At 71.6% G+C, this 22,940-nt stretch carries 23 protein-coding genes; 8 read left to right on the forward strand and 15 right to left on the reverse strand.

Going from position 1 to position 22,940, the window contains the following annotated elements:
• Positions 1 to 63: 63 nt before the first annotated feature.
• Genes GH740_RS13685 through GH740_RS13705 form a run of 5 tightly spaced genes read left to right on the forward strand, consistent with a single transcriptional unit; the run spans position 64 to position 5,689 of the window.
• Positions 64 to 771 carry an NUDIX domain-containing protein gene (locus GH740_RS13685; protein WP_153746667.1) on the forward strand — a complete coding sequence of 236 codons (708 nt, stop codon included), beginning with the start codon at positions 64 to 66 and terminating at the stop codon, positions 769 to 771.
• A 37-nt stretch (positions 772 to 808) separates the two neighbouring features.
• Entirely contained in the window at positions 809 to 2,158 is a 1,350-nt protein-coding gene (nadA, locus tag GH740_RS13690; protein ID WP_153746668.1) for a quinolinate synthase NadA, read from the forward strand.
• Positions 2,155 to 3,702 carry an L-aspartate oxidase gene (gene nadB / locus GH740_RS13695; protein WP_367641613.1) on the forward strand — a complete coding sequence of 516 codons (1,548 nt, stop codon included), beginning with the start codon at positions 2,155 to 2,157 and terminating at the stop codon, positions 3,700 to 3,702. The genes nadA and nadB overlap by 4 nt, the downstream gene beginning before the upstream one ends.
• Positions 3,702 to 4,556 carry a carboxylating nicotinate-nucleotide diphosphorylase gene (gene nadC, locus GH740_RS13700; protein WP_153746669.1) on the forward strand — a complete coding sequence of 285 codons (855 nt, stop codon included), beginning with the start codon at positions 3,702 to 3,704 and terminating at the stop codon, positions 4,554 to 4,556. Before nadB ends, nadC begins: the two co-directional genes overlap by 1 nt.
• Entirely contained in the window at positions 4,556 to 5,689 is a 1,134-nt protein-coding gene (locus GH740_RS13705) for a cysteine desulfurase family protein (RefSeq protein WP_153746670.1), read from the forward strand. Before nadC ends, GH740_RS13705 begins: the two co-directional genes overlap by 1 nt.
• Here GH740_RS13705 and GH740_RS13710 read toward each other — a convergent pair.
• From GH740_RS13710 to GH740_RS13735, 6 genes are all read right to left on the reverse strand, one after another.
• Positions 5,686 to 6,444, reverse strand: coding sequence for an ABC transporter permease (locus GH740_RS13710; RefSeq protein WP_367641614.1), 759 nt, complete (start codon positions 6,442 to 6,444; stop codon positions 5,686 to 5,688). The genes GH740_RS13705 and GH740_RS13710 overlap by 4 nt on opposite strands.
• Entirely contained in the window at positions 6,441 to 7,235 is a 795-nt protein-coding gene (locus GH740_RS13715) for an ABC transporter ATP-binding protein (protein ID WP_153746671.1), read from the reverse strand. The genes GH740_RS13710 and GH740_RS13715 overlap by 4 nt, the downstream gene beginning before the upstream one ends.
• Positions 7,232 to 7,600: a DUF1048 domain-containing protein gene (locus GH740_RS13720; RefSeq protein ID WP_153746688.1), complete on the reverse strand. Its 369-nt coding sequence runs from the start codon at positions 7,598 to 7,600 to the stop codon at positions 7,232 to 7,234. Before GH740_RS13720 ends, GH740_RS13715 begins: the two co-directional genes overlap by 4 nt.
• Before the next feature lie 2 nt (positions 7,601 to 7,602).
• A complete protein-coding gene (locus GH740_RS13725) occupies positions 7,603 to 7,932 on the reverse strand; it encodes a PadR family transcriptional regulator (RefSeq protein WP_367641615.1) in 330 nt (109 codons plus the stop codon).
• 88 nt (positions 7,933 to 8,020) lie between these two features.
• Entirely contained in the window at positions 8,021 to 9,958 is a 1,938-nt protein-coding gene (locus tag GH740_RS13730; protein ID WP_153746690.1) for an ABC transporter ATP-binding protein, read from the reverse strand.
• A 44-nt stretch (positions 9,959 to 10,002) separates the two neighbouring features.
• Positions 10,003 to 10,641 (reverse strand): DUF1345 domain-containing protein, encoded by a 639-nt coding sequence (locus GH740_RS13735; protein ID WP_153746672.1) that lies wholly within the window; start codon positions 10,639 to 10,641, stop codon positions 10,003 to 10,005.
• A gap of 138 nt (positions 10,642 to 10,779) precedes the next feature.
• Between GH740_RS13735 and GH740_RS13740 the strand changes: the two genes are divergently transcribed.
• Positions 10,780 to 12,246 (forward strand): MDR family MFS transporter, encoded by a 1,467-nt coding sequence (locus GH740_RS13740; protein WP_153746673.1) that lies wholly within the window; start codon positions 10,780 to 10,782, stop codon positions 12,244 to 12,246.
• A 185-nt stretch (positions 12,247 to 12,431) separates the two neighbouring features.
• On the opposite strand, the gene GH740_RS13745 is transcribed toward GH740_RS13740, so the two are convergent.
• From GH740_RS13745 to GH740_RS13760, 4 genes are all read right to left on the reverse strand, one after another.
• On the reverse strand, positions 12,432 to 13,775 hold the full coding sequence (locus tag GH740_RS13745) for a permease prefix domain 1-containing protein (protein ID WP_153746674.1): 1,344 nt from the start codon (positions 13,773 to 13,775) through the stop codon (positions 12,432 to 12,434).
• A gap of 2 nt (positions 13,776 to 13,777) precedes the next feature.
• Positions 13,778 to 14,140 (reverse strand): PadR family transcriptional regulator, encoded by a 363-nt coding sequence (locus GH740_RS13750; RefSeq protein WP_153746675.1) that lies wholly within the window; start codon positions 14,138 to 14,140, stop codon positions 13,778 to 13,780.
• A gap of 72 nt (positions 14,141 to 14,212) precedes the next feature.
• The gene (locus GH740_RS13755; protein WP_153746676.1) at positions 14,213 to 15,019 is read right to left on the reverse strand and encodes a DUF1206 domain-containing protein; all 807 of its coding nucleotides are present in this window, start codon (positions 15,017 to 15,019) and stop codon (positions 14,213 to 14,215) included.
• Positions 15,020 to 15,057: 38 nt separating this feature from the next.
• Complete coding sequence (locus tag GH740_RS13760; RefSeq protein WP_153746677.1) at positions 15,058 to 15,891, reverse strand: DNA-formamidopyrimidine glycosylase family protein; 834 nt, start codon at positions 15,889 to 15,891, stop codon at positions 15,058 to 15,060.
• Positions 15,892 to 16,015: 124 nt separating this feature from the next.
• On the opposite strand from GH740_RS13760, the gene GH740_RS13765 reads away from it, so the two are divergent.
• Complete coding sequence (locus GH740_RS13765; RefSeq protein WP_172978386.1) at positions 16,016 to 17,341, forward strand: serine/threonine-protein kinase; 1,326 nt, start codon at positions 16,016 to 16,018, stop codon at positions 17,339 to 17,341.
• 15 nt (positions 17,342 to 17,356) lie between these two features.
• Here GH740_RS13765 and GH740_RS13770 read toward each other — a convergent pair whose 3' ends face one another.
• From GH740_RS13770 to ychF, 5 genes are all read right to left on the reverse strand, one after another.
• The gene (locus tag GH740_RS13770; protein WP_153746679.1) at positions 17,357 to 17,959 is read right to left on the reverse strand and encodes a hypothetical protein; all 603 of its coding nucleotides are present in this window, start codon (positions 17,957 to 17,959) and stop codon (positions 17,357 to 17,359) included.
• Positions 17,960 to 18,033: 74 nt separating this feature from the next.
• Positions 18,034 to 18,693: an alpha/beta fold hydrolase gene (locus GH740_RS13775; RefSeq protein ID WP_153746680.1), complete on the reverse strand. Its 660-nt coding sequence runs from the start codon at positions 18,691 to 18,693 to the stop codon at positions 18,034 to 18,036.
• Between the two features lie 73 nt (positions 18,694 to 18,766).
• Positions 18,767 to 19,330, reverse strand: a complete 564-nt coding sequence (locus GH740_RS13780; RefSeq protein WP_153746681.1) for a dihydrofolate reductase family protein — start codon at positions 19,328 to 19,330, stop codon at positions 18,767 to 18,769.
• A gap of 245 nt (positions 19,331 to 19,575) precedes the next feature.
• On the reverse strand, positions 19,576 to 20,448 hold the full coding sequence (locus GH740_RS13785; protein WP_153746682.1) for a GNAT family N-acetyltransferase: 873 nt from the start codon (positions 20,446 to 20,448) through the stop codon (positions 19,576 to 19,578).
• Positions 20,449 to 20,557: 109 nt separating this feature from the next.
• A complete protein-coding gene (ychF, locus tag GH740_RS13790; protein ID WP_367641616.1) occupies positions 20,558 to 21,631 on the reverse strand; it encodes a redox-regulated ATPase YchF in 1,074 nt (357 codons plus the stop codon).
• A gap of 135 nt (positions 21,632 to 21,766) precedes the next feature.
• On the opposite strand from ychF, the gene GH740_RS13795 reads away from it, so the two are divergent.
• Positions 21,767 to 22,940 (forward strand): DUF222 domain-containing protein (locus GH740_RS13795; protein WP_153746684.1); only part of this gene is annotated, 1,174 nt, incomplete at its 3' end.

Consider the following 22,940-nt stretch of genomic DNA (forward strand, 5'->3'; position numbering starts at 1 on the left):
CGCGCGCCGACTTGCGGTTCTGGTCCGGATGACTCTAAGATCGGACCAGCACTTAAGGTCATCATGACACGAACATCATCCTCCAGCGCCCGGGTCGCCGTCTCGACGGTGATCTTCACGCTGCGCGCGGACGCAGACGGCGCGGGGCTGATGCTGCCGCTCGTGCGCCGCACCCGGGACCCGTACGCGGCCCGGTGGGCGCTGCCGGGCGGATGGCTGGACGTCGCGGAGGGACTGGATGCCGCCGCGTCCCGCACGCTCGCCGAGACGACGGGCCTGGCGCCCAGTTACCTCGAGCAGCTGTACGCGTTCGGCGACGTGGACCGCTCCCCCACCCGGGTGGTGTCGATCGTGTATTGGGCGCTGCTGCGCCAGGACGAGGTGGATGCGCAGCTGGCCGCTCACGCCGAGCACGGCGACGCGCCCGACAATGTGCAGTGGTTCGACGCGGACGCGCTGCCCGACCTCGCTTTCGACCACGCGCAGATCATCGCGTACGCGCTGTGGCGGCTGCGCAACAAGGTGGGCTACTCGCGGATAGCACACGGCCTGCTGCCGGACGAGTTCACGCTGGCGGACCTGCGCGAGGTGTACGAGTCGATCCTCGGACGCCGCCTGGACCCGGCGAACTTCCGCCGGCAGGCCGAGGCGTCCGGGACGCTGATCCCCACCGAGCGGTTCCGCACCGGCAGCCACCGGCCCGCGCGCCTGTATCGCTACAACCGCGACGTCGAGCTCGCCGAGCGTGGCCCGCTGTCCGCGTCACCGTGAGCCGCACGCGCACCCGACCCAAGACCCGAATCGAGGAATGATGGCCATCGCACCCCTGGACCTGACCGACCGCACCGATCCCTCCGTCGCCCGCGCCCTCGCGCGCATTGCCGCCGGGGCGTCCGACCGGGCCGCGTGCACCACGGATCTCATCGCCGCGCCCTGGGATTTCGACCCGGTCCCGGGATACGGCCCGGGCGCGTCGATGGGAGACGTGATCCCCACCGGCGCGCCGCGTCAGGGCGAGCTGCCGCGCGAGTACCGGGACGCGTCCGCGCAGGAGCTGTCCGACCGCGTGCAGGCGGCGAAGGCGGCCCTCGGCGATCGGGTCGTGGTGCTCGGCCATTTCTACCAGCGCGAAGAGGTCGTCGTGCACGCCGACTACGTCGGCGACTCGTTCCAGCTGGCCAAGGCCGCGAAGGCGCACCCCGAGGCGGAGGCCATCGTGTTCTGCGGCGTGAACTTCATGGCCGAGACCGCGGACCTGCTGTCCGGCCCCGACCAGGCCGTGATCCTGCCGAACCTCGCGGCCGGCTGCTCGATGGCGGATATGGCCTCGATCGACGAGGTCGAGGAGTGCTGGGAGCAGCTGGCCGAGCTGTACGGCGACCTGGACGCCACGGACGACGAGGGCCTCGTGCCCGTGGTGCCGGTCACGTACATGAACTCCTCTGCGGCGATCAAGGGATTCGTGGGCCGGCACGGCGGGATAGTGTGCACGTCGTCGAACGCGCGCACGGTGCTGGAGTGGGCGTTCGCGCGCGGACGCCGCGTGCTGTTCTTCCCGGATCAGCACCTCGGCCGCAACACCGCGAAGGCGATGGGCGTGCCGCCGGAGCAGATGCCGATGTGGAACCCGCGGCAGCCGCTGGGCGGCATCGAGCGCGGCGCGCTGAGTGACGCGCGGGTCATCCTGTGGCACGGCTTCTGCTCCGTGCACAAGCGCTTCACGGTCGACCAGATAGCGCAGGCGCGCGCCGAGTTCCCCGGCGTCCGCGTGATAGTGCACCCGGAGTGCCCGGCGCCGGTGGTGGACGCCGCCGACGAGTCGGGGTCCACCGCCTACATCCGCGCGGCGATCGAGCAGGCCACCGAGCCCACGGTGTTCGCCATCGGCACCGAGATCAATCTGGTGCAGCGACTCGCCGCGCAGAACCCGCAGCACACCATCTTCTGCCTGGACCCGGTGGTCTGCCCGTGCTCGACGATGTACCGCATCCACCCCGGATACATGGCCTGGGTCCTGGAGGGCCTGCTCGCCGGCGAGGTGCGCAACCGGATCAGCGTCCCCGACGATGTCGCCGAGCCCGCGCGGATAGCACTGGAGCGGATGCTGGCGGCCAAGCCCCCCGCCGCGCCCGCCGCCGCCTGGGAGAACGCCTCGTGACCCACGTCGTCGTCGTCGGCAGCGGCATCGCGGGGATCACCGCAGCGCTGCACGCCGCACGCCGATGCGACGTCACGCTCGTCACGAAGGGCGCCCTCGACGAAGCGAACACCGCGTACGCGCAGGGCGGCGTGGCCGCGGTGACCTCCGCCGACGACACCATCGCCGCGCACATCGAGGACACCATCACGGCCGGGTCCGGCGCGAACGACCCCGCCGCCGTGCGCGTGCTCGTCGAGGAGGGGCCCGCCCGCATCGCCGAGCTGGTCGACGCGGGCGTCACGTTCGACCGCGACGCCACCGGGGCCCCCATCCGCGGACGCGAGGCCGCGCACTCGCACGCGCGGGTGCTGCACGCGGGCGGGGATGCCACCGGCCGGGCGATCCAGGACGCGCTGGTGGCGCGGCTGCGCGCGAGCAGTGTGCGGATCGTGGAGCACGCGTTCCTCGTCGACCTCGTCGTGCGCGACCACGGCGTCGCCGGCGTCGACGTGCTCGTCGACGGGCGTCGCACCGTCCTCCCCGCGGACGCGGTGATCCTCGCGACCGGCGGCGCCGGCCAGCTGTACGCGCACACCACGAACCCCGCCGTGGCCACCGCCGACGGCATCGCGGCGGCGCTGCGCGCGGGAGTGCGCGTGGCCGACCTGGAGTTCGTGCAGTTCCACCCGACCGTGCTGGCCACGGCATCCCCGTTCCTGGTGTCCGAGGCGGTGCGCGGCGAGGGGGCGGTCGTGCGCGACGCGGGCGGACGCCGGTTCCTGTTCGACGCCCACCCCGACGGCGAGCTCGCGCCGCGGGACGTCGTGGCGCGCGCGATAGCCCGGCGTTCGGCCGCGCAGGGCGCGCCGGTGGTGCTGGATGCGACCGGCCTGTACGACGCCGACCCGGCGGTGCGCGCCGCACGCCTGCGCGGGCGGTTCCCGACGATCGACGGCGCCGTGCGCGCGCGGGGGTTCGACTGGGCGCGGGAGCCGGTCCCGGTGACCCCGGCCGCGCACTACCTGATGGGCGGTGTCGTGACCGACCTGGACGGGCGGACGAGCCTTGCCGGGCTGTACGCGGTCGGCGAGTGCGCGCGCACCGGCGTGCACGGCGCGAACCGGCTCGCGTCGAACTCACTGCTGGAGGGCGCCGTGTTCGGCGCCCGCGCGGGTGACGCGGTCGCGGCGCACACCGCATCCGCCGCGTGGCCGGCGCCCGCACCCGCTCCCATGGCCCCCCGCGTCGCGCACGCGCGGGTCACCGCGCCGGCGCCGTTCTCGCGTGCAGCCCTGCAGGAGCTGATGTGGCGGGATGCCGGACTCCTGCGCGACGCCGCCGGTCTCGCGCACGCGGCCGGCGCGCTCACGCAGTGGGCGGCGGTGCCCCGCATCCCCCGCACCGTGGCAGAGCACGAGGACGAGAACCTGCTCACCGTCGCGCGTGCGGTCGTGGCGGCGGCATCCGCCCGCACGTCGTCGCTCGGCGCGCATCACCGGCTCGACGACACCGTGCCGCACACCGTCTCCATCCCGGACCGCGTCCTCACGGAGGTCTTCTGATGCTCACCGCCGCCCTGATCGACCGGGCCGTCGCCGCCGCACTCGACGAGGATGCCCCGTGGGGCGACCTGACCAGCGAGGCGCTCGTCCCCGCCACCGCCACCGCGCGGGCCCAGCTGGTCGCCCGCGAGCAGGGCGTGCTCGCCGGCGGCGCGGTGTTCGCCGCCGCGTTCCGGCTCGTCGACCCCGCCGTCCGCGTGCAGAGCCGCCTCGCCGACGGGGACGCGTTCGCAGCCGGCGACATCCTCGCCACCGTCCAGGGCCCCGCCCGTGCCGTGCTCACCGCGGAGCGGGTCGGCCTGAACTTCGTCCAGCGGATGAGCGGCATCGCCACGCTCACCGCCCGCTACGTCGCCGCCGTCGCGCACACCCGCGCCCGGATCGTCGACACGCGCAAGACGACGCCGGGCCTGCGCGCGTTCGAGAAGCACGCCGTCGTGTGCGGCGGCGGACACAACCACCGGTTCTCGCTGTCGGACGCGGTGATGGCCAAGGACAACCACCTCGGCGTGCTCACCGCGCAGGGGCTCAGCGTCACCGAGGCGCTGCAGCGCGCGAAGGCGGCCCTGCCGCACACGACGCACATCGAAGTCGAGGTCGACCGGCTCGACCAGATCGAGCCCGTGCTGGCCGCGGGCATCGGGACCATCATGCTGGACAACTTCACGCTCCACGACCTGCGTGCGGGGGTGGCGCAGGTGGCGGGCCGGGCGACGGTGGAGGCCTCAGGCGGGGTCAGCCTGGACACCGTCGCGGCGATCGCCGGCACCGGAGTCGATGTCATCTCGGTGGGCGCGCTCACCCACAGCGCCCGGGCCCTGGACCTCGGCCTGGACCTGCGGATCAGCGACTGATGCTGTATCTGGACCACGCGGCGACCACCCCGGTGCGCCCGGAGGTGCTCGAGGCGATGGCGCCGTACCTGGGCGCCGCGTTCGGCAACCCGTCCAGCCATCACACCGTCGGCGAGGCGGCGGCCTCGGCCCTCGCCGATGCGCGCGCCCGCATTGCACGGATCGTGGGGATGCGGGCGGGGGATGTGATCTTCACGTCCGGCGGCACCGAGGCCGACAATCTGGCGGTCAAGGGCATCGCCGTCGCGGCCATGCTCGCGCGCGGCGCCCGGCACCTGGTCACGCTGCCGATCGAGCACGAGGCGATCCTGGAGTCCGCGGATCACCTGGCCCGCGTGCACGGGTTCCAGATCACGCGGGTGCCGGTCGACGCCGCCGGCCGGGTCGACCCCGCGGACATCGCCGCCGCGCTGCGCGACGACACCGCCGTGGTGTGCGTCGGGTACGCGAACAACGAGATCGGCACGGTGCAGGATGTCGCCGGCATCGCCGCGGCGTGCCGCGCCCGCGGCATCCCGCTGCATCTGGATGCCGTGCAGGCGGCGGGATGGCTGCCGCTGGCGGGCACCGGCGCGGACGCCGTCGCCATCGCCGGGCACAAGGTCGGCGCCCCGAAGGGCACCGGCGCGCTCGCGGTGCGCACCCGCATCCCGATCGAGCCGCTGCTGCACGGCGGCGGCCAGGAACGCGGGCGGCGCAGCGGCACCGAGGACGTCGCGGGGGCGGTCGCCCTGGCCACGGCGCTCGAGCTCGCCGAGGCCGAGCGCGCGGCGGACGCCGCCGCCGTCACGGCGGTCCGGGACGCCTTCATCGGGCGGGTCCTGTCCGCGGTGCCGTCGGCGCGGCTGACCGGGCATCCCGAGCATCGGCTGCCGGGCACCGCGTCGTTCACGTTCGCCGGCACGAGCGGAGAGGCCGTGCTGCTGGAGCTCGAGCGCCGCGGCGTCGTCTCCTCGAGCGGGTCCGCGTGCGCGGCGGGCTCCGACGAGCCCTCGCACGTGCTCACCGCGCTCGGCGTGGAACGGACCCTCGCGCAGACGGCCGTGCGGTTCACCCTTCCGCATGGCCTGAGGCAGCGGCTGGATGCCGTGGCCGACGCGGTCGCGGCATCCGTCGCCGCCGTCGGCGGCTAGGCGAACCGGCGCCGGTAGACGGCGATCGCCGCGATGTAGGCGACCACGAGGATCCCCGCGCACCACGCGAGCGCCGTCCACAGGTCCGCCCCGACCGGCTCCCCCGCGAAAAGGGCGCGGATGGCGTCGACGATCGAGGTAACCGGCTGGTTCTCCGCGAACCAGCGCACGGGGCCCGGCATCGACGCCGTGGGCACGAACGCGGAGCTGACGAACGGCAGGAAGATCAGCGGATACGAGAACGCGCTGGCGCCGTCCACGGTCTTCGCGGTCAGGCCCGGGATCACCGCGAGCCAGGTGAGGGCGAGCGTGAAAAGGACGAGGATCCCGGTCACCGCGAGCCATCCGCCGACGCTCGCGCCGGTGCGGAACCCCATTGCGAGGGCCACCGCCACGACCACGGCCAGAGAGACGACGTTCGCGACGATCGAGGTCAGCACGTGCGCCCACAGCACCGACGACCGCGCTATCGGCATCGACTGGAACCGCTCGAAGATGCCGCTGTGCAGGTCGGTGAAAAGCCGGAACGCCGTGTACGCGATGCCGGACGCGATCGTGATCAGCAGGATCCCCGGCAGCAGGTAGTCGATGTAGCTGCCAGTGCCGGCGCGGATGGCGCCGCCGAGCACGTACACGAACAGCAGCATCAGCCCGATCGGGGTGATCACCGTCGTGATGATCGTGTCGAGACTGCGCGTGATGTGCCGCAGCGTGCGCGCGGTGAGCACGGCGGTGTCGGCGAGGAACGTGGTCACGGCATCCTCCGCTCGTCCGCGGCCGCCGGCTCGTCGGCGGTGTCCGGTTCACCCACGATGGCGAGGAACACCTCCTCCAGACTCGGCTGCCGCTGCACGTATTCGACCTGTGCCGGCGGCAGCAGGCCCTTCAGCTCCTCGAGGCTGCCGTCGGCGATGATCCGTCCGCGGTGCAGGATCGCTATCCGGTCCGCGAGCTGCTCCGCCTCGTCGAGGTGCTGCGTGGTCAGCAGCACTGTGGTGCCCTGCCGGGCGAGCTCGCGCACCGCCTGCCACGCCTCGCGGCGCGCCTGGGGGTCCAGGCCCGTGGTGGGCTCGTCGAGGAACACGATGGGCGGGCGGCCGACGAGGCTCATCGCTATGTCGAGCCGGCGACGCATCCCGCCGGAGTAGGTGGACACCCGCCGCGCACCCGCCTCGGCGAGGCCGAAGCGCACCAGCAGCTCGTCGGCGATGCGTCCCGGCTCCTGCTGGTGGCGCAGCCGCGCCACCAGCACGAGGTTCTCCCGGCCGCTGAGGATCTCGTCGACCGCGGCGAACTGTCCGGTCAGGCTTATGGCGCCGCGCACCGCGGCGCCGTGCGTCGTGACATCGGACCCGGAGACCAGGACGGTCCCGGCATCCGGCGCCAGCAGGGTGGACAGGATGCGCACGAGCGTCGTCTTCCCCGCACCGTTCGCGCCCAGCAGGGCCACGACGCTGCCGGCGGCGACGTCGAGGTCCACGCCGCGCAGGACGTGGACGTCCTTGTAGGACTTCTCCAGGCCCCGCACATGGATCGCCGCGGTCATCGCGGATCCCCCCGGTCCGCATCGTCAACCGCCTTCGCCAGCCGGTCGCGCTCCTTGTCGATCCAGCGCTTCCCGCCGTACGCCTGCGCGAAGCTCTCGGCGAACTCCACCGGGTCGGCGCCCACGATCTCGCGCACCGGCGTGCCGTCGACGGCGGCGCGCTCCCACAGGTCGGCGAGGTCGCCGAGCATCTGCACGATGGTGTCACCATCGGTCACGCCCCCGTAGTACATGAAGTACCGGGTGAAAGCGCCCGCGACCGACAGGTACGGCTCGGGCAGCGCGTCCAGACGCGCCTTGGCCTGCCGGTACTGCTTCTTCTGCTCGAGGGGCCCGGTGAGCGCCTCGATCCATTTCGCCGCCATCATCAGTCCCCTTCGCTGCGGAGCTGTTCCAGTCGTTCTGCGAGGAAGCTCCAGGTCCTCCAGAACTCGTCGAGGTACTCGCGTCCTCGTCCGTTCAGCGTGTACACCTTGCGCGGCGGTCCCTTCTCGGACGGCACCTTCTCCACGTCCACGAGGCCGCGCTGCTCGACCCGCACCAGCAGCGCGTAGATGGTCCCCTCGACGATGTCGTGGAAGCCCTGCCCGCGCAGCCATGCGGTGATCTCGTAGCCGTATGCCGGTCGGGACGACAGGATCGCCAGGACCATCCCCTCCAGCGTCCCCTTGAGCATCTCGGTCTCCTGCCTGCCCACGGTTCCCCCTCGCTACTCAGTGGCATTGACTACTGGTAGATAGTAACACCGAGTACTGGGGTGTCAACACCCCGCGACGAGCCGGTGTTCAGTCGCCGGGGGCGCGGTCCGCGCGGCGGTCGGGGTGGTCGGCGGGCGTGACCGGCGCCTCGTCGGTCTCGGTCTGCAGCACGCGCGTCGCCGCAATCTGCTGCGCAGCCAGCTGCGCGTACAGCCCGTCGCGGGCCAGAAGCTGCGCATGCGTGCCGGATTCGACGATGCGCCCGCCGTCGACGACGTGGATGATGTCGGCGCCGATCACGGTGGACAGCCGGTGCGCCACCGACAGCGTGGTCCGGCCCCGGGATGCCTCCTCCAGCGCCTCCTGCACGACGCGCTCGGATACGGTGTCCAGTGCCGAGGTGGCTTCGTCCAGCAGCAGCACGGGCGGGTCCTTCAGCAGCACCCGCGCAATGGCTATCCGCTGCTTCTCCCCGCCGGACAGGCGATATCCGCGCTCCCCCACGACGGTGTCGTAGCCGTGCTCGAACCCGGCGATCACGTGGTGGATGCTGGCGGCCCGGCACGCCTGGACCAGTTCCTCGTCGGTGGCGTCGGGCTTGGCGTAGCAGAGGTTCTCGCGGATCGTCGCGTGGAACAGGTACGTCTCCTGGGACACGATGCCGATCTGGTCGATGATCGATTCGTGCGTCAGGCGCCGCACGTCGGTCCCGGCGAACAGGACGGCCCCCGCGGAGGCCTCGTACATCCGCGGGGTCAGATACAGCACCGTGGTCTTCCCGGCGCCGGAGGGCCCCACGAACGCGACGTGCTGCCCGGGCTCGGCCACGAACGAGACGCCGCCGAGCGTCGGGCGGGTGTCGGCCGCGGCATCCGGGTACCGGAACGAGACGTCCTGGAACTCGACCCGGCCGAGCGGTCCGGGCCCCTCGGCGACGCAGATGGCGTCGGGCGCGTCCGCTATCGCCGGCACGAGGTCGAGGTACTCGAAGATGCGGGCGAACACGGCGCTGGAGGTCTGCAGGTCCAGGGCGACGCGCATGAGGCCCATCAGCGGCTGCAGCAGCCGCGCCTGCACGGTCGTGAAGGCGACGATGGTGCCGGCCGTGATGCCGCCGGCGCCGCCGGCGACGATGATGCCGGAGACGAGGTAGATGACGGCGGGCACGCTCGCGACGAGGACCTGAACGACCGCGAAGAAGCCCTGCCCGCTCATCGCCCGGCGCACCTGAAGGCGGACCTGGTTGCGGTTCTCCTGCCGGTAGCGGGCGGACTCGGTGCGCTGCCGGTTGAACGACTTCGACAGCAGGATGCCGGACACGCTCAGCGTCTCCTGCGTGATGGCGGTCAGCTCGGACAGCGACTCCTGCGTCTGGCCGGCGATCCGCGCCCGCAGCTGCCCGACCCGGCGCTGCACGACGGCGAGGATCGGCATCAGGATCACCGCGATGATCGTGAGCCGCCAGTCGATCACGATCATCGCGACGAGCGAGGCGATCACGGTGACGGCGTTGCCGAGGATGCTCGTGACGGTGTTCGTGAGCACGCCCGACACCGCGCCCACGTCGTTCTGCAGCCGGGACTGGATGACACCGGTCTTCGTGCGCGTGAAGAAGCCCAGCTCCATCGCCTGCAGGTGCTCGAACAGCCGCACCCGCAGGTCCCCGGTCACGCTGTTGCCGACGGTCGCGGTGATCCACGTCTGCACGAGGCCCAGGGCGGCGGAGACGAGGAACAGGAGCACCATGGCCAGGACCAGGCGCACGAGGAGCGCGAGGTCCGGTCCGCCGCCGGCGAGCGGGAACAGCGCGTCGTCGAAGATGCGCTGCACGATCAGGGGCGGGATCACGGCGATGCCGGCGCCGACGACCACGAGCAGGCCGGTCGTCGCTATCCGCCCGCGATACGGGCGGAACAAGTCCGTCACGCGGTGCCGCAGGTGCAGGATCCGGGGCGCGTCCGCATTCAGCCGGCGCTGGGCACGGGCATCCACGCCGCGGAATCCGCCGCCGTGACCGATGCCCATACTCACGGCGTCAGCCTAGCCGCGCGGCGTGCGCGCACCCCCGGTCACAAGCCCGCGAGCAGGTTTATCACGGTGCCGAGGATCACCGCGCCGAACAGGTACCCGAGCAGCGACTGGGCGATGATGATGCGCCGCATCCGGTTGACGGTGACGTTCGTGTCGGCCACCTGGTAGGTGAGCCCGACGCCGAACGCGACATACGCGAAGTCGGTGTACGACGGGTCCTCCTGCTGGTTGAAGAGGAGCCCGCCCACCGGCTCGGTGTAGTACGCGTCGGCGATCCGGACGATGTACACGGTCTGGATCAGCAGCCAGGAGGCCGCGACGCTGACCAGGGCGATGACCGGGAGCGCGAAAGCGGCGGGGCCCTGCGCCTCGCGCGTCTGCGTGAGCACCACCACGACGGCGGCGATGCTGATGACACTGCCGAGCACGCCGATGAGCCGGCTGGCGCGCCGGCCCGGGTCCTCGCTCGTGGCGTGCGTGCGGGTCTGCACGGCATCCATCGGCCAGACCACTATCAGCGTCCAGCCGGCTCCGACGCCCGCGGCGACCGCCCAGCCGCCGAGCAGTCCCGCGGCGGGGCCGAGCAGCGGGATCATTGCGGCCGCGGCGACGGCGCCGGCCACCAGCGCCACGATGCCGCGCACCATCACCAATGCGTGCCACGCCGTAGATGCCATGGCGTCATGCTGGCACGGCCGGCGGGAATGGGATGTCGGACCTCGCCGTTATCCTTGGAGTTCGCCGCGCGCGGCATCCCGCGCGCTCACCGTCGCCTCGATCGCGACATCGTCCCCGAATCGACCAGAGGAGCCCTCATGGCCGTCTCCGACACGACGCCGGTGCCCGTCACGCCGGGGGAGATATCCCGCGACGAGTCGCGTGTGATCTGGCTGCTGCTGGCGGCGGCGTTCGTCGCGATCCTGAACGAGACGACGATGGGCGTAGCGATCCCGCACCTCATCCACGACCTCGAGATCACCGCGGTCGCCGCCCAGTGGCTCACGTCGGCGTTCATGCTGACGATGGCGATAGTGATCCCGATCACGGGATTCCTGCTGCAGCGGTTCACGACGCGAACGGCGTTCGTCGCGGCGATGTCGCTGTTCTCGGCGGGGACGCTGATGGCAGTGCTCGCGCCCGGGTTCGGGATGCTGGTGGTCGCCCGCGTCGTGCAGGCCTCCGGCACCGCGATCATGATGCCCCTGCTGATGACGACGCTGATGACAGTGGTGCCGCCGCGTTCGCGCGGCCGGATGATGGGCCGCGTCAGCATCGTGATAGCGCTGGCGCCGGCGATCGGACCCACGCTGTCCGGGTTCCTGCTGGACACGGCATCGTGGCGCTGGAACTTCGGCGTCGTGCTTCCGATAGCGCTGATAGCGCTGGCGGTGGGAGCCCGGTGGATCCACAACGTGGGCGTGCGCACCCGGGCCCCGATCGACCCGCTGTCGATCGTGCTGTCGGCGTTCGGGTTCGGCGGGCTCGTGTACGGGCTCAGCCAGATCGGCACGGCGGCGGCGCCCGCCGACGCGGACGGCGGATCGAGCCTGTGGATGTTCGTCGCCCTCGCGGTGGGCGTCACCGGCCTGGGGCTGTTCCTGTGGCGGCAGGTGGTGCTGCAGAGCGCCGACGACGCGCTGCTGGATCTTCGCGTGTTCCGTTCGGTGAACTTCTCGCTGTCGATAGCGCAGATGGCGGTGCTGTCGTTCGCGTTCTTCGGCGCCATCACGGTGCTGCCGCTGTACCTGCAGGGCGTGCACGGGCTGAACGCGCTGGAGTCGGGGCTTACCCTGCTGCCGGGGTCGCTGGCGATGGGCCTGGGCGGCCCGCTGATCGGCCGCATCTACGACCGGCGCGGAACGCGGGTGCTCCTGGTGCCGGGCGCGGTGATCTCGGCCGGCGCACTGTGGGCGTACGCGTTCGTGGATGCGCAGACGCCGGTGTGGCTGATCGTGACGCTGCAGACGCTGCTGTCGATCGGCCTGGCGCTGTCGTTCACGCCGCTGTTCACGGCGTCCCTTGCGTCACTGACGCCGCGCTTCTACTCGTATGGCAGCGCCGTGCTCGGCACCGTGCAGCAGGTGGCGGGGGCGGCCGGGATAGCGCTGATGATCGCCGTGATGTCGGCGGTCTCGGCGGCCGGCGGCGCCCCGGCGGGCAGCTTCACCGCCGCGGGAGCGCGGTCGGCGTTCCTGATAGCGGCGATAGTGGCGCTGCCGGTGATCGTCGGCGCGTTCCTCATCCGCAAGCCCGCGGACGAGCTGGAGGATGCCGCGCACTGAGCGCGGTGCGGGTCAGTCGCCGCAGCAGCATCCCCCGCCGCAGCAGGAGGCGCCCTCCTCGGCGACGGTGAGGAGGTTCGCCGTCTCGGGGACGGGCTGCAGGGTGGGCGTGGGCAGGTTCGACGTGGCCATGCGCTCCATGCTAACCGGCCCGGCGGTGCTCGGGGCCGCGCCGCGCGCCGGCGTCACGCAAACGCGAACACCGGCGGGAAGACGGCGACCACGACAGCCGCCCACGCGAGGTAGACCGGCACGAATCCCGTCTGCCACCGCTCGATGGCCTCGAAGCGGCCGCGGCGCCGCAGAAACCGCACCTGGAGCCATCCGGCTCCGACGAGGTTCGCGACGAACACGAGGTTGACCCCGAGGGATGCCACCCGGTTCGCGCTCGCGCCGAACTCGGCGATGCGCCCGGTCATCGCGACCAGCACGAGGACGTCGACGACGAGCGCGGCGACGATCATCACCAGCTGCAGCCACTCGAACCACGACGGCGGTGCCTGCGGCGTGCGGGCCGAGATCGAGTACAGCAGCAGTCCCACGACGACCAGCAGCACCACATCGAAGATCATCAGCAGCTCGCGTCCATCGTCGACGAGGCTGCCCTGCACGGCGGCCGCGACCACGAACGCCATCAGCAGCAGCGTGAACATCGGCGTGAACACCCGGGTCAGCACCGGCGCCATGTTCTCGATCACGCTCTGCTTGGCCTCCACGAGCCAGCCTGCAATGACGACCGCGCCGGCCGCGCCGCACGGCAGCATCCACTCCAGGACGAACGTCGTGGGGTCGAGCCCGACCGCGGCGAACACGCCGACGGTGAGCGCGGCGAGCACGCCGCCGCCGAGGGCAAGCAGCGCCATGTAGACGAACCATTCGCCGGTGAACCGGATGAAGTCCATCCGCGCGTTCGCCGATCGCCACGCCCCGTTGGCGTACGCGATGCCGGTGACCAGCCACAGCGCGACCGCCGCGTGCGCGCCCGCGAGGAAGATCGTGGAGCCGGACGGCACGAACGGGTACACATTCACGAGCAGCGCCGTGGCGGCGAAGCCCGCGGCGACGCCGACGACCGTGGCCGCGGAGGCGCGCCGACAGCGAAGGAAGTATGCGGCCAGGAACGGCATGACCAGCAGGGCCGTGTTGCGCAGATAGAAGCCGTCGCCACCGCCGACGACGTCGATGCCGGCCAGAGCCGGGATCTTGACGGCGACCGCTGCCATCCCCGCCAGCGCCAGCGCGAGCAGCACCCCACCCCGGCTGGTGCGCGGCGCCTCGTCGGCGACCAGCTGCTTCCAGAGCCGGTCCGCGTGCTCGCGCGCGTATTCGCGGGCGAGAGAGTTGATCTCGCCGATCCGGGTGACGCCGATCAGGAACGCCTCGTCCGCGGTCAGGCCGGACGCCTGGAACCGGTCGATCTGGTCCCGCAGGTGCCCTTCCAGCTCGACGACGTCGTCGGCGCTGAGCGCCCTCCTCCGGGACAGGTAGCCGCGCCACTGCCCGATGCGCTCCTCGATGCGGGTGTCCATCCTCACGCCTCCCTCACCGCGAACGGCACGTGTCCGCCGCGCTGGTCCCACACGCGCCGCAGCGCGCTGCCGACGACGGCCCACTGGGCCCGGTGCTCGGCGAGCGTCGCCGCGCCGCGGGCCGTGATCCGGTACATCTTGCGCCGACGGCCTTCCGGTGACGTGCCCCACGTCGCCTCGACGTGGCCGAGCCGCTCAAGCCGGTGCAGGAGCGGATACAGCATCCCGTCGCTGAAGTCGAGCTCGCCGCCGGAGAGCTCCCCCACGCGCTGCAGGATCGCGTAGCCGTAGGAGTCGCCGTCCGCGAGGATGCCCAGCACGAGGGGCGTGGCCGCCGCCGCCGTGAGGTCCTTCCCGATGCGCATGTCCCCTCCACACCTTGCAGATCTAGGTATCTAGTACTGCAAGGTATCAAGACGGGGCCGTGATGACAAGCGCTACAGCTTCGCGTACCGTGCGCGCAGGAAGCAGTACAGGCCGTACACGACGAGTCCGACGCCCACCCCGCCCGTGAGCAGGCCGCCGAACGGCAGCGCGAGCAGCGCGGACATGGCGGCATCCAGGCCTCCGGCGGCCTTCGGGTCGAGCGTGATAGCGGCGACGACCAGGAGGATGCCGACGACCACGAGCGCGAGTCCCTTCGCGAGGTAGCCGACGACGCCGGAAGCGGTGATCAGCGTGCCCGGCGCCCCGGGCGGGACCGTCAGCTTCTTGCGGAAGCTGCGTCGGATGCCGATCACCGCGAACGCTATGCCGGCAACGCCGATGCCCAGGCCGACGGCGGCCAGCACGAACACGCCGCCGGGCAGTGCTATCAGGCCGCCGCTGAGACTCTTCGCGGAGCGATCCGTGTTGGGCCTGGAGCCGAGGGCCACCGCGACGGCGATCCCGCCGAACGCGAGGTAGACCAGGGCGCGGCTGAAGTCCGAGACGCGCCGCTGCCACCGGTGCCGGGCGGTCCCCCGCCCGAGCACACCGTCGAACACCTCCCACACCGCGAGGCACCACAGGGCGATGGCGAGCACCCAGAGCACCACGAACCCCGCGGGGGCGGCGGCGATGGCCTCGAGGGCGCCGGACTGGCTGCCCTCGGCCTTCCCGCCGAACGCGAGCACCAGGACGAGCGCGCCGACGAGGATGTGGATGACGCCGATGGCCACGAATCCCGCGCGCGCGAGCCATTCGAACGCCGGTGCGGACTCGGCCGTCCGGGCGACCTGTTTCGGCTCCTCCTCGATCCCCATGCGAGAACTGTACGGGCCGGTTCCGCACGCGGGAACCCTCAGTCCAGCAGCGCGCCGCCGGTCTGGCACGTCGGGCAGTACTGCGCGGTGGTGCCGCCGAACGCGAGATCGCGGACGACGCCGCCGCAGACCGGACACGTCTCGCCGGCGCGGCCGTGCACGGCCATCGCGTCGGTCTTGGCCTGTTTGAGCAGGTCGATCGGGATGCCGCGCCGGGCGCCGGCGGCTTGCGCGAGCACGCCGCGGACGGCGTCGTACAGGCGCGACAGCTCGTCATCGGTCAGCGTGTCGCCGTGCACGACCGGGGACAGGCGCGCGCGGTGCAGGATCTCGTCGGAGTAGGCGTTCCCGATGCCGGCAAGAGACTCCTGCTCCTGCAGGATAGCCTTCAGCTGCTTGCGCCGCGGTGCGACCGCCGTCACCACGTCGTCGCGCGCGAAGCCGGGATCGAGCGGATCGGGCCCGAGCTTGGCGATCCCGGGGACGTCGTGCGGATCGTCCACGACCCACGCGCCGAGGGATACCCAGGAGCCCGCGTCGGTGAGCTCGATGGTCCCCTCGTCGACGGTGACGGTGGCCAGCGCCGGGGCCTCGGCCGCTGCCGAGTCGTCGGGCTCCGTTCCGGTGTCGGACCATCGCACCCAGCCGTGCCGGCCCAGCGAGACCACCAGGTGCCCCGCGTCCAGCGCGACGTCGACGTGCTTGCCGAAGCGGCGCACGCCCGTGATGCGGGCCCCGACGAGGGTGGCGGGGGGCCGTGCGCGCGTCTTCACCGTGCGGAACTCGATCACGTCGACGGCCCGGACGCGGGATCCGGTCACGCGCGCGTCGAGCCACTCGGCGAGCGCTTCCACCTCGGGCGACTCGGGCATACCGACATCCTGTCACCGGTGTGCGACACCGCGACATGGCATGTGCGCACGCGGATGTCAACCCTCAACGTGGTTCCCGCAACCTGACATAAGGTCACTGGACGACCCCCGCCGAGGAGGAGACATGGCCGTGACCGATGTGCAGGAGCAGGCGACGTCTGCGGTGCTCGACGGCCGCTACCAGCTGCACGAACTGGTCGGCGAGGGTGCTATGGCGCAGGTGTACCGGGCGGAGGATGTCGTGCTCGGCCGCACGGTGGCGGTGAAGCTGATGCGCACGGGCACCGATGTGCTGACGTCTCCGGAGCGGGCGCGGACCGAGGTGAGCGTGCTCGCGGGGCTCAACCATCCGGCGCTGGTGACGCTGCTGGATGCGTGCCTGGTCCCCGGGCGCACCGGGTATCTCGTGATGGAGTTCGTGGCGGGGACGACGCTGGCCGAGCGGATGCGCCAAGGGCCGCTGTCCGGTGCGGAGGCCGCGCATCTGGCGGTGGCGCTGGCGGCGGGACTGGAGGCCGTGCATGCGGCGGGCGTCGTGCACCGCGATGTGAAGCCGTCGAACGTTCTGCTGGCGGCGACCGCGCAGCCGCGGGTGCCCTTCCGCGCGAAGCTCACTGATTTCGGCGTCGCGTACCTGCTGGACGGCACGCGTGTGACCTCGCCGGGGACGGTCGTCGGCACGGCGGCGTACCTGTCGCCGGAGCAGTTGCGCGGCGATGCCGCGACGCCGGCGGCCGACATCTACGCCCTGGGGCTCGTGCTGCTGGAGGCGCTGACCGGTCTGCGCGCATTCCCCGAGGCATCCGGGGTCGCCGCGGTGCTGGCGCGCCTTGTCGAGTCGCCGCGGGTGCCGGAGGAGCTCGGCCCGCACTGGTCGGCGCTGCTGACCCGGATGACGGATGCCGACCCGGCCCGCCGGCCCACCGCGTCGGAGGTCGCGCAGATCGTCGCCGATTTCCCCGTCGACGACGGCGCGCTGCCGGGGGTGGCGGGGCAGGCTCCGGCGGCGGTTGCCGGGACAGCGCCGGTTCCCGCGACGGCAGCCATCGGCGCCGCCAGCGCGCGGTCGCGCCTGGCCGCCCACGCGCGCAGACGCAGCGGCCGGCCGATAGCCGCGGCGGCGGTGGCCGCGGCGCTTTTGGCCATCCCGGGCCTGGTGTGGATGGGCGTCGCGACCCCGGGCGCGGCGGGCGAGGCTCCGCAGCCGCCGCATGTGGTGGTCGTCACCGTGCCGGTCGGGCCCGACGCGGCCACGGCAGACACGGCCACGGTTGAGAAGGCGCCCGTCGCGGTTACGCCCGCGCAGCTGACCTCGGCGACCACGCAGAAGGAGACGACGACGGCGCCGGCGAGCACCACCAAGGCTCCTGTGAAGAAGGGCGCGAAGGCGCAGCACGGCAAGCCGAAGCACGCGGGCAACGGGAACCAGCAGGGGGACGAGGACCGGTAGCGCTCGCGGGTCGGCTCATTGCCAGATGGGTCGCGCCTGCGGCATGAGGTGGCGGATGCGATCGCCGTCGAGACGGATCCGCCGTTCGTCGATGCCGAGCGCCGGCCACTGGAGCACGAGCTCGATTGGCCCCGGCGGTGGCCCCGGCCAGAGCCACAGCCCTTCCTCGGCGGAGTAAGTGCTGCTGCCTCCGCCGCCGCCACGGGCGTTGCGGGTGAGAGTGTGTCTGCTCGGGTCGGATCCGGGGACGAGTCCAACGACGAACGCCGAGTCCTCCAGGACCCGTTCGCCGTCCCCGAGCACGAGACCGTATCGCAGGCGGCCCGCAGTCCCCTCCGCGCCGGCGGGCCAATGCTCGATGAATGTGGCACACAGATCAGTCCATTCCCGGAACGGCATCCGATTCCGCCGCAGGCGCCGTTCGATACGGAAGGCGATGCCGCCGCGGTGGACCAGGACTCCGACGAGCCCGATCGCGACATGATCGGTGACGGCAAGCACCTCGGAGACGGGGTACACCGCCGCGAACTCATCCTCGGGAGGCGACCACCAGGGCTGCCGCGGCGAGTCGACGTCATCGCGATCGAGCGGCTCGGGATCCGGAGGGAAAAACATCATCCCGTCATGAGACCACACACCAACGAGGCCGACAAGGGCGCGCATGCGGCGCGAGCCGACCGCAGGTCAGCGCATCAGTCCCAGTCCAGGTAGTCCTCGATCGCCCACGCCGTGGGGCCGGCGTGCGTGGCGGGAAAGAGATGCCCGCCGCCCTCGATGGGCACGACACTCACCCGGTCGGGCGCTGCCGTCTGCAGCGCGTCGCCGTTCGCCGGCGGGAAGACGGAGTCCTCGGTGCCGTGGATGACGAGCACGGGGACGAGGGGGGCGAGCCCGGTCCACTCGGCGTCGGGCGTCGCAGCCTGCGCAGCGCGCTGGCCGGGCTCGACGTCCGGGTCGCGCAGGGTGTCCGGGATGTCTCCGTCGCGCGGCCGGTCGGCGGTGGCCTCGACACCGAGAAGGAGGACGCCGTTGACGCGATCGGTATGGTCCAGTGCCACGGTGCGGGCGACCGACCCGCCGAATCCGTGCCCGCCGATCCAGGCGTGCTCGAGCTGCAGGTGATCCATCAGGTCGACGACATCCTGGGCGAGATCGTGCATCGAGGCGGCCGCCGCGCGCCGAGTGCCGACCCGCACGATGCGGTGATCGGCTTCGGTGAGCATGTGCGCGAGCGTGCCGAGATACGAGGTGTTCAACCCCCGGTCCGGGATGAGCACCACAGCGGGTCCGTTGCCCTCGTCCACGTACGGGATGCCGCGGCCGTCGGGCTCGAAGATCTCGGTGTCGGTCATGGTCGTCCGTCCTGTCGCGGGGATGCTGAGGGCACCGTCGCCTCGAGCACAATACCCTGCTCCCCCGTGCGGCTCAGCGCGGCCGGTAGTGGAGGTAGACGACGCCGTTGCCGAAGATGCGATGCTCGACCAGGCGCAGGTCGAGGTGTGCGTCGTCGGGCAGCGCGTGAAGGCCGCCGCCCACGGCGGCGGGAACCACGAAAAACCGAAAGTCCGCGACGAGCCCGGCGCGGATCGCCTCAGCCGCCGTCGTCGGTCCGAAGATCTCGACCTCGCCGCGCGCGTCCGCCACGATCCGCTCGAGCTCCCCGAGGCCGAGTCGGGGCACGAGCCGAGCCGGTCCCGAGCCGAGGTCGTCTTCGGTCAGCGTCGAGGAGGCGACGACGTGCTCGATGCCTTGCCACCGGCGGGCGAATTCGCGCTCGGCGGCATCCCACGACCCGTCCTCGGGCTCGGTCTCCCAGTACTTCATGAGGAGGTAGGTGGTGCGTCCCAGGATCTCGGTCGACACCGCGGTCATCCGGTCGACGTGGAACTGGAACACCTCCGCGTCAGGGACCGACCAGTCGAGACTGCCGTTCGCGTCTGCGACGTAGCCGTCGAGCGACATCGTCGCCGTGTAGCTCAGTGTTCCCATGGACTACCGCCCTCCGTCACCTGCAGGGTACGGCGTGTGGGCGGCGCAGCGCACGCTGTCGGTCCTCACACAGGCGACGTCCGGCTCAGTGGATGGATCCTTTCCCGCGCCGGCTGACCACATCCATGGGCACTGCACCTCCTGCGCCTGCCACCGCCGTCGCTCCACCCGCGGGGACTAGTACAGAAGAACGTGCTCGATGGCCGCCGCTGGGCCACCCTTGCCGCGCGGGCGAAGAGCCCTGCTCAGTCGCTGTATGGCAATGCACCACAGTCCTGTGTGCGAGTGAGGTCGGCAACGGGTTCGCCCGCAGTGAATCCGGCTGCGAGGTATGTGGCGAGGGCACCGTCATTGGAGTTCTCGGCGACGACGGCTGCCGTAGAAGCGCCGTGCTGCTGCAGAGCATGCGCACCGGCGAGGGTGATGGCCGTACCGTAACCGTGGCCGTGGTGGTCGCCGTGCACTCCCATCGGTTCGATGAGGCCGGGGCGTCCATTTCCGGCTGTCCAGACGGTGGCGATCGCAACAGGCTGATCAGTGGTGTCGTAGCCTATGAGGTGGTGGGCGAGGCCTGCGAACGGGCCCGTCGCCATCGTCGTCCACCGTTGGATGAGTCGCTGCCATTCCTCCGGGCTCAGCGTCCCCCCCTTGAACGCGGACCAGTGCACCGCCGTCCACTCTTCTGGCTCGTCGAGGCCGATCTCCTCGACTCGCAGCGCTACGTTGCGTGGACTCGGCGGGATGGGGGCGCACAGGTCGAGCAGCAGCGGCGTCCAGGGTTCGTCGTTGTCCCACCCCTGGGCGCGTAGGCGGGCTTGCAGTGCGAGCGCGCCGCGGGCTTCGACCGTCACCGTACCTCGCGGAAGCACGCGCACGCTCGTGAGATCGGCTTCGATCTGGCTGGCGAGTTCATCATCGTCGAGGGCTGAGGGATCCATCGCCATGCGGAAGAGATCATCGCCATCGAACATGCCGATCGCAACGATCGATCCATAGGAAGTCCAGCACCGCAGGTCTGCGGCCAACTTCTCAGCGCCGACCATCGAGTGCCAACCGAGGTCTCCGGGATGCAAGAATCCCTTCCAGTCGGCGGTCTGCCACTCACTCAGCGTCCTCATGATCGCGGCAAGCTCAGCAACTGTGCCTGTCGTAAGAGTGGGAATCACTCCCTCCTTGCCTGGTTGGTGGCGCTGTCGCGCACACTCCGCGGTCAGATAACTCTGCCGTTCAGACGTTGAAGCGGAACTCCACCACGTCGCCGTCCTGCATGACGTAATCCTTGCCCTCGAGCCGCGCGCGGCCGCGCGAGCGCGCCTCGACCACGGAACCGGCGTCGACGAGGTCCTCGAACGAGATGACCTCGGCCTTGATGAAGCCCTTCTCGAAGTCGGTGTGGATGACGCCGGCCGCCTGGGGCGCCTTCCAGCCCTTGCCGATCGTCCAGGCGCGAGCCTCCTTGGGACCCGCCGTCAGATACGTCTGCAGTCCGAGCGTGTCGAACCCGATCCGCGCCAGCTGGTCAAGGCCCGATTCGTCCTGTCCGGTCGACGCGAGCAGCTCCGCGGCATCCTCCGGGTCGAGGTCGATGAGCTCGGACTCGATCTTCGCGTCCAGGAACACGGCCTGGGCCGGGGCGACCAGCGCCTGCAGCTCGGCCTTGCGCGCAGCATCCGTCAGCACGCCCTCGTCCACATTGAACACGAAAATGAACGGCTTCGCGGTCAGCAGCCCGAGCTCCCGGATCGGCGCGAGATCCAAGCCGGAGGCCGACAGCAGGATGCCGCGATCCAGAACGTCCTTCGCGGCGACCGCGGCGTCGAGGACCGCCTTGTCGGTCTTGCGACCCTTCACTTCCTTCTCGTACCGCGGGATCGCCTTCTCGAGCGTCTGCAGGTCGGCGAGCATGAGTTCGGCGCCGATCGTCTCCAAGTCCGCGCGGGGGTTGACCTCGCCCTCGACGTGGACCACGTCAGCGTCGGAGAAGCCGCGCACGACCTGCGCGATGGCGTCCGCCTCCCGGATGTTCGCGAGGAACTGGTTGCCCAGGCCCTCGCCCTCGCTGGCCCCGCGCACAATCCCGGCGATGTCCACGAACGAGACCGTCGCCGGCACGGTGCGCTCGCTGTGGAACACCCCTGCGAGCGTGTCGAGCCGTGCGTCGGGCAGGCTGACGACGCCGATGTTCGGCTCGATCGTCGCGAACGGGTAGTTCGCGGCGAGCACCTGGTTGCGGGTCAGGGCGTTGAACAGGGTCGACTTGCCGACATTCGGCAGTCCCACGATTCCGATGGTGAGGGCCACGGGCGTCCAGTCTACGGGGCGGGATGCCGCGGCCCCGCCGGAGTGACGGTGGCGCGGAGTCCGACGACCGTCGATTCTTGAGTCCCGAAATCGGCGCAGTGTTCGAATGTCGGAGCTGGGTGGGATGCTATCTATATGGCATTCTTCTCCGATCTTGAGGCGCATGTGGAGGCACTGCGCTCGCTGATCGGCGCCGACCCGGATGCCGGGTCGGTGCCCGCGCTGGCCGCCGTCCTGGACGACGACGCGGTGGTCGCCGTGATCGCGGAAGCCTCGGCCGTGGTGCGGGCCGCGGAATCGCTGCGGGTGGCGGCGTCCGGGGTGGTGGCGGCGCGGTCCTCGCGCGAGGCGGGGCATACGGGGCTGGCGCAGGTGCGCGGGCACCGGTCGCCGGTCGCGCTGGTGCAGGAGATCACCGGCTCCACCCGCACCGACGCGGTCAAGCAGGTCCGGCTCGGGCAGGCCCTGCTCGCCCAGGTGCCCGCACCTGCCGGTGCGGGTGGCGAGGACGTCGCGCCGGCGGTGACACCGGTGTGGCATGCCCCGCTGGGGGCGGCGCTGCTCGCGGGGCGGATCACGGTCGGCCAGCACGACGCGATCCTGCGTGGCCTGGGCGACCCGCCCGCCCTCGACGCGGACACCGTGTCCGGCCAGAGCACCCCTGCCGGGGATGCCGGCGAGGTCGCCGGGCTGGTGGCGGCGGCGCGGGAGGAGGCCCGGGCGGCGTGGGAGACCGCCGCGGTCCAGTTGATCGGCGAGGCCGACTGCCGGACGGTGGAGGAGCTTGCCGGGCAGGCCCGCGCGATCCGGGACATCCTGGACCCGGACGGGGCGGCCCGCCGGTTCCAGGAACGGTTCGAGCGGCGCTCCTTCCGGATCTGGACGGACCCGGACGGGGTCGCCCACGGGTCGTTCCTGTTCGACGATGAGGCCGCCCTGTGGGTGCGCACCGTCCTGGACGCGGCGCTGGCCCCCCGCCGCGGGGTCCGCTTCGTCGACCCCGGCCAGCAGGCCCGCGCCGACCAGCTCGCGACCGACCCGCGCAGCACCGACCAGCTCGCGCACGACCTGCTCATCGACCTGCTCCGGACCGGGGCGCTGGCCGACGCGGAGACGGTGTTCGCAACCCGGCAGGCCGGAGTGCGGATCATCATCACCCAACAGGCCGTGACCGCCACCGCACAGGGCGGGGCGGCCGCGGTCGCCGGCGTGCTGGACGACTGCACCACCCTGCCCGGATGGGCCGCCACCCGGCACGCGTGCGACACCGGCACCAGCCGCTGCCTGCTCGACACGGACGGGAACCCAC

The organism is Microbacterium sp. SYP-A9085 (genome assembly GCF_009649635.1).
Taxonomy (GTDB): domain Bacteria; phylum Actinomycetota; class Actinomycetes; order Actinomycetales; family Microbacteriaceae; genus Microbacterium.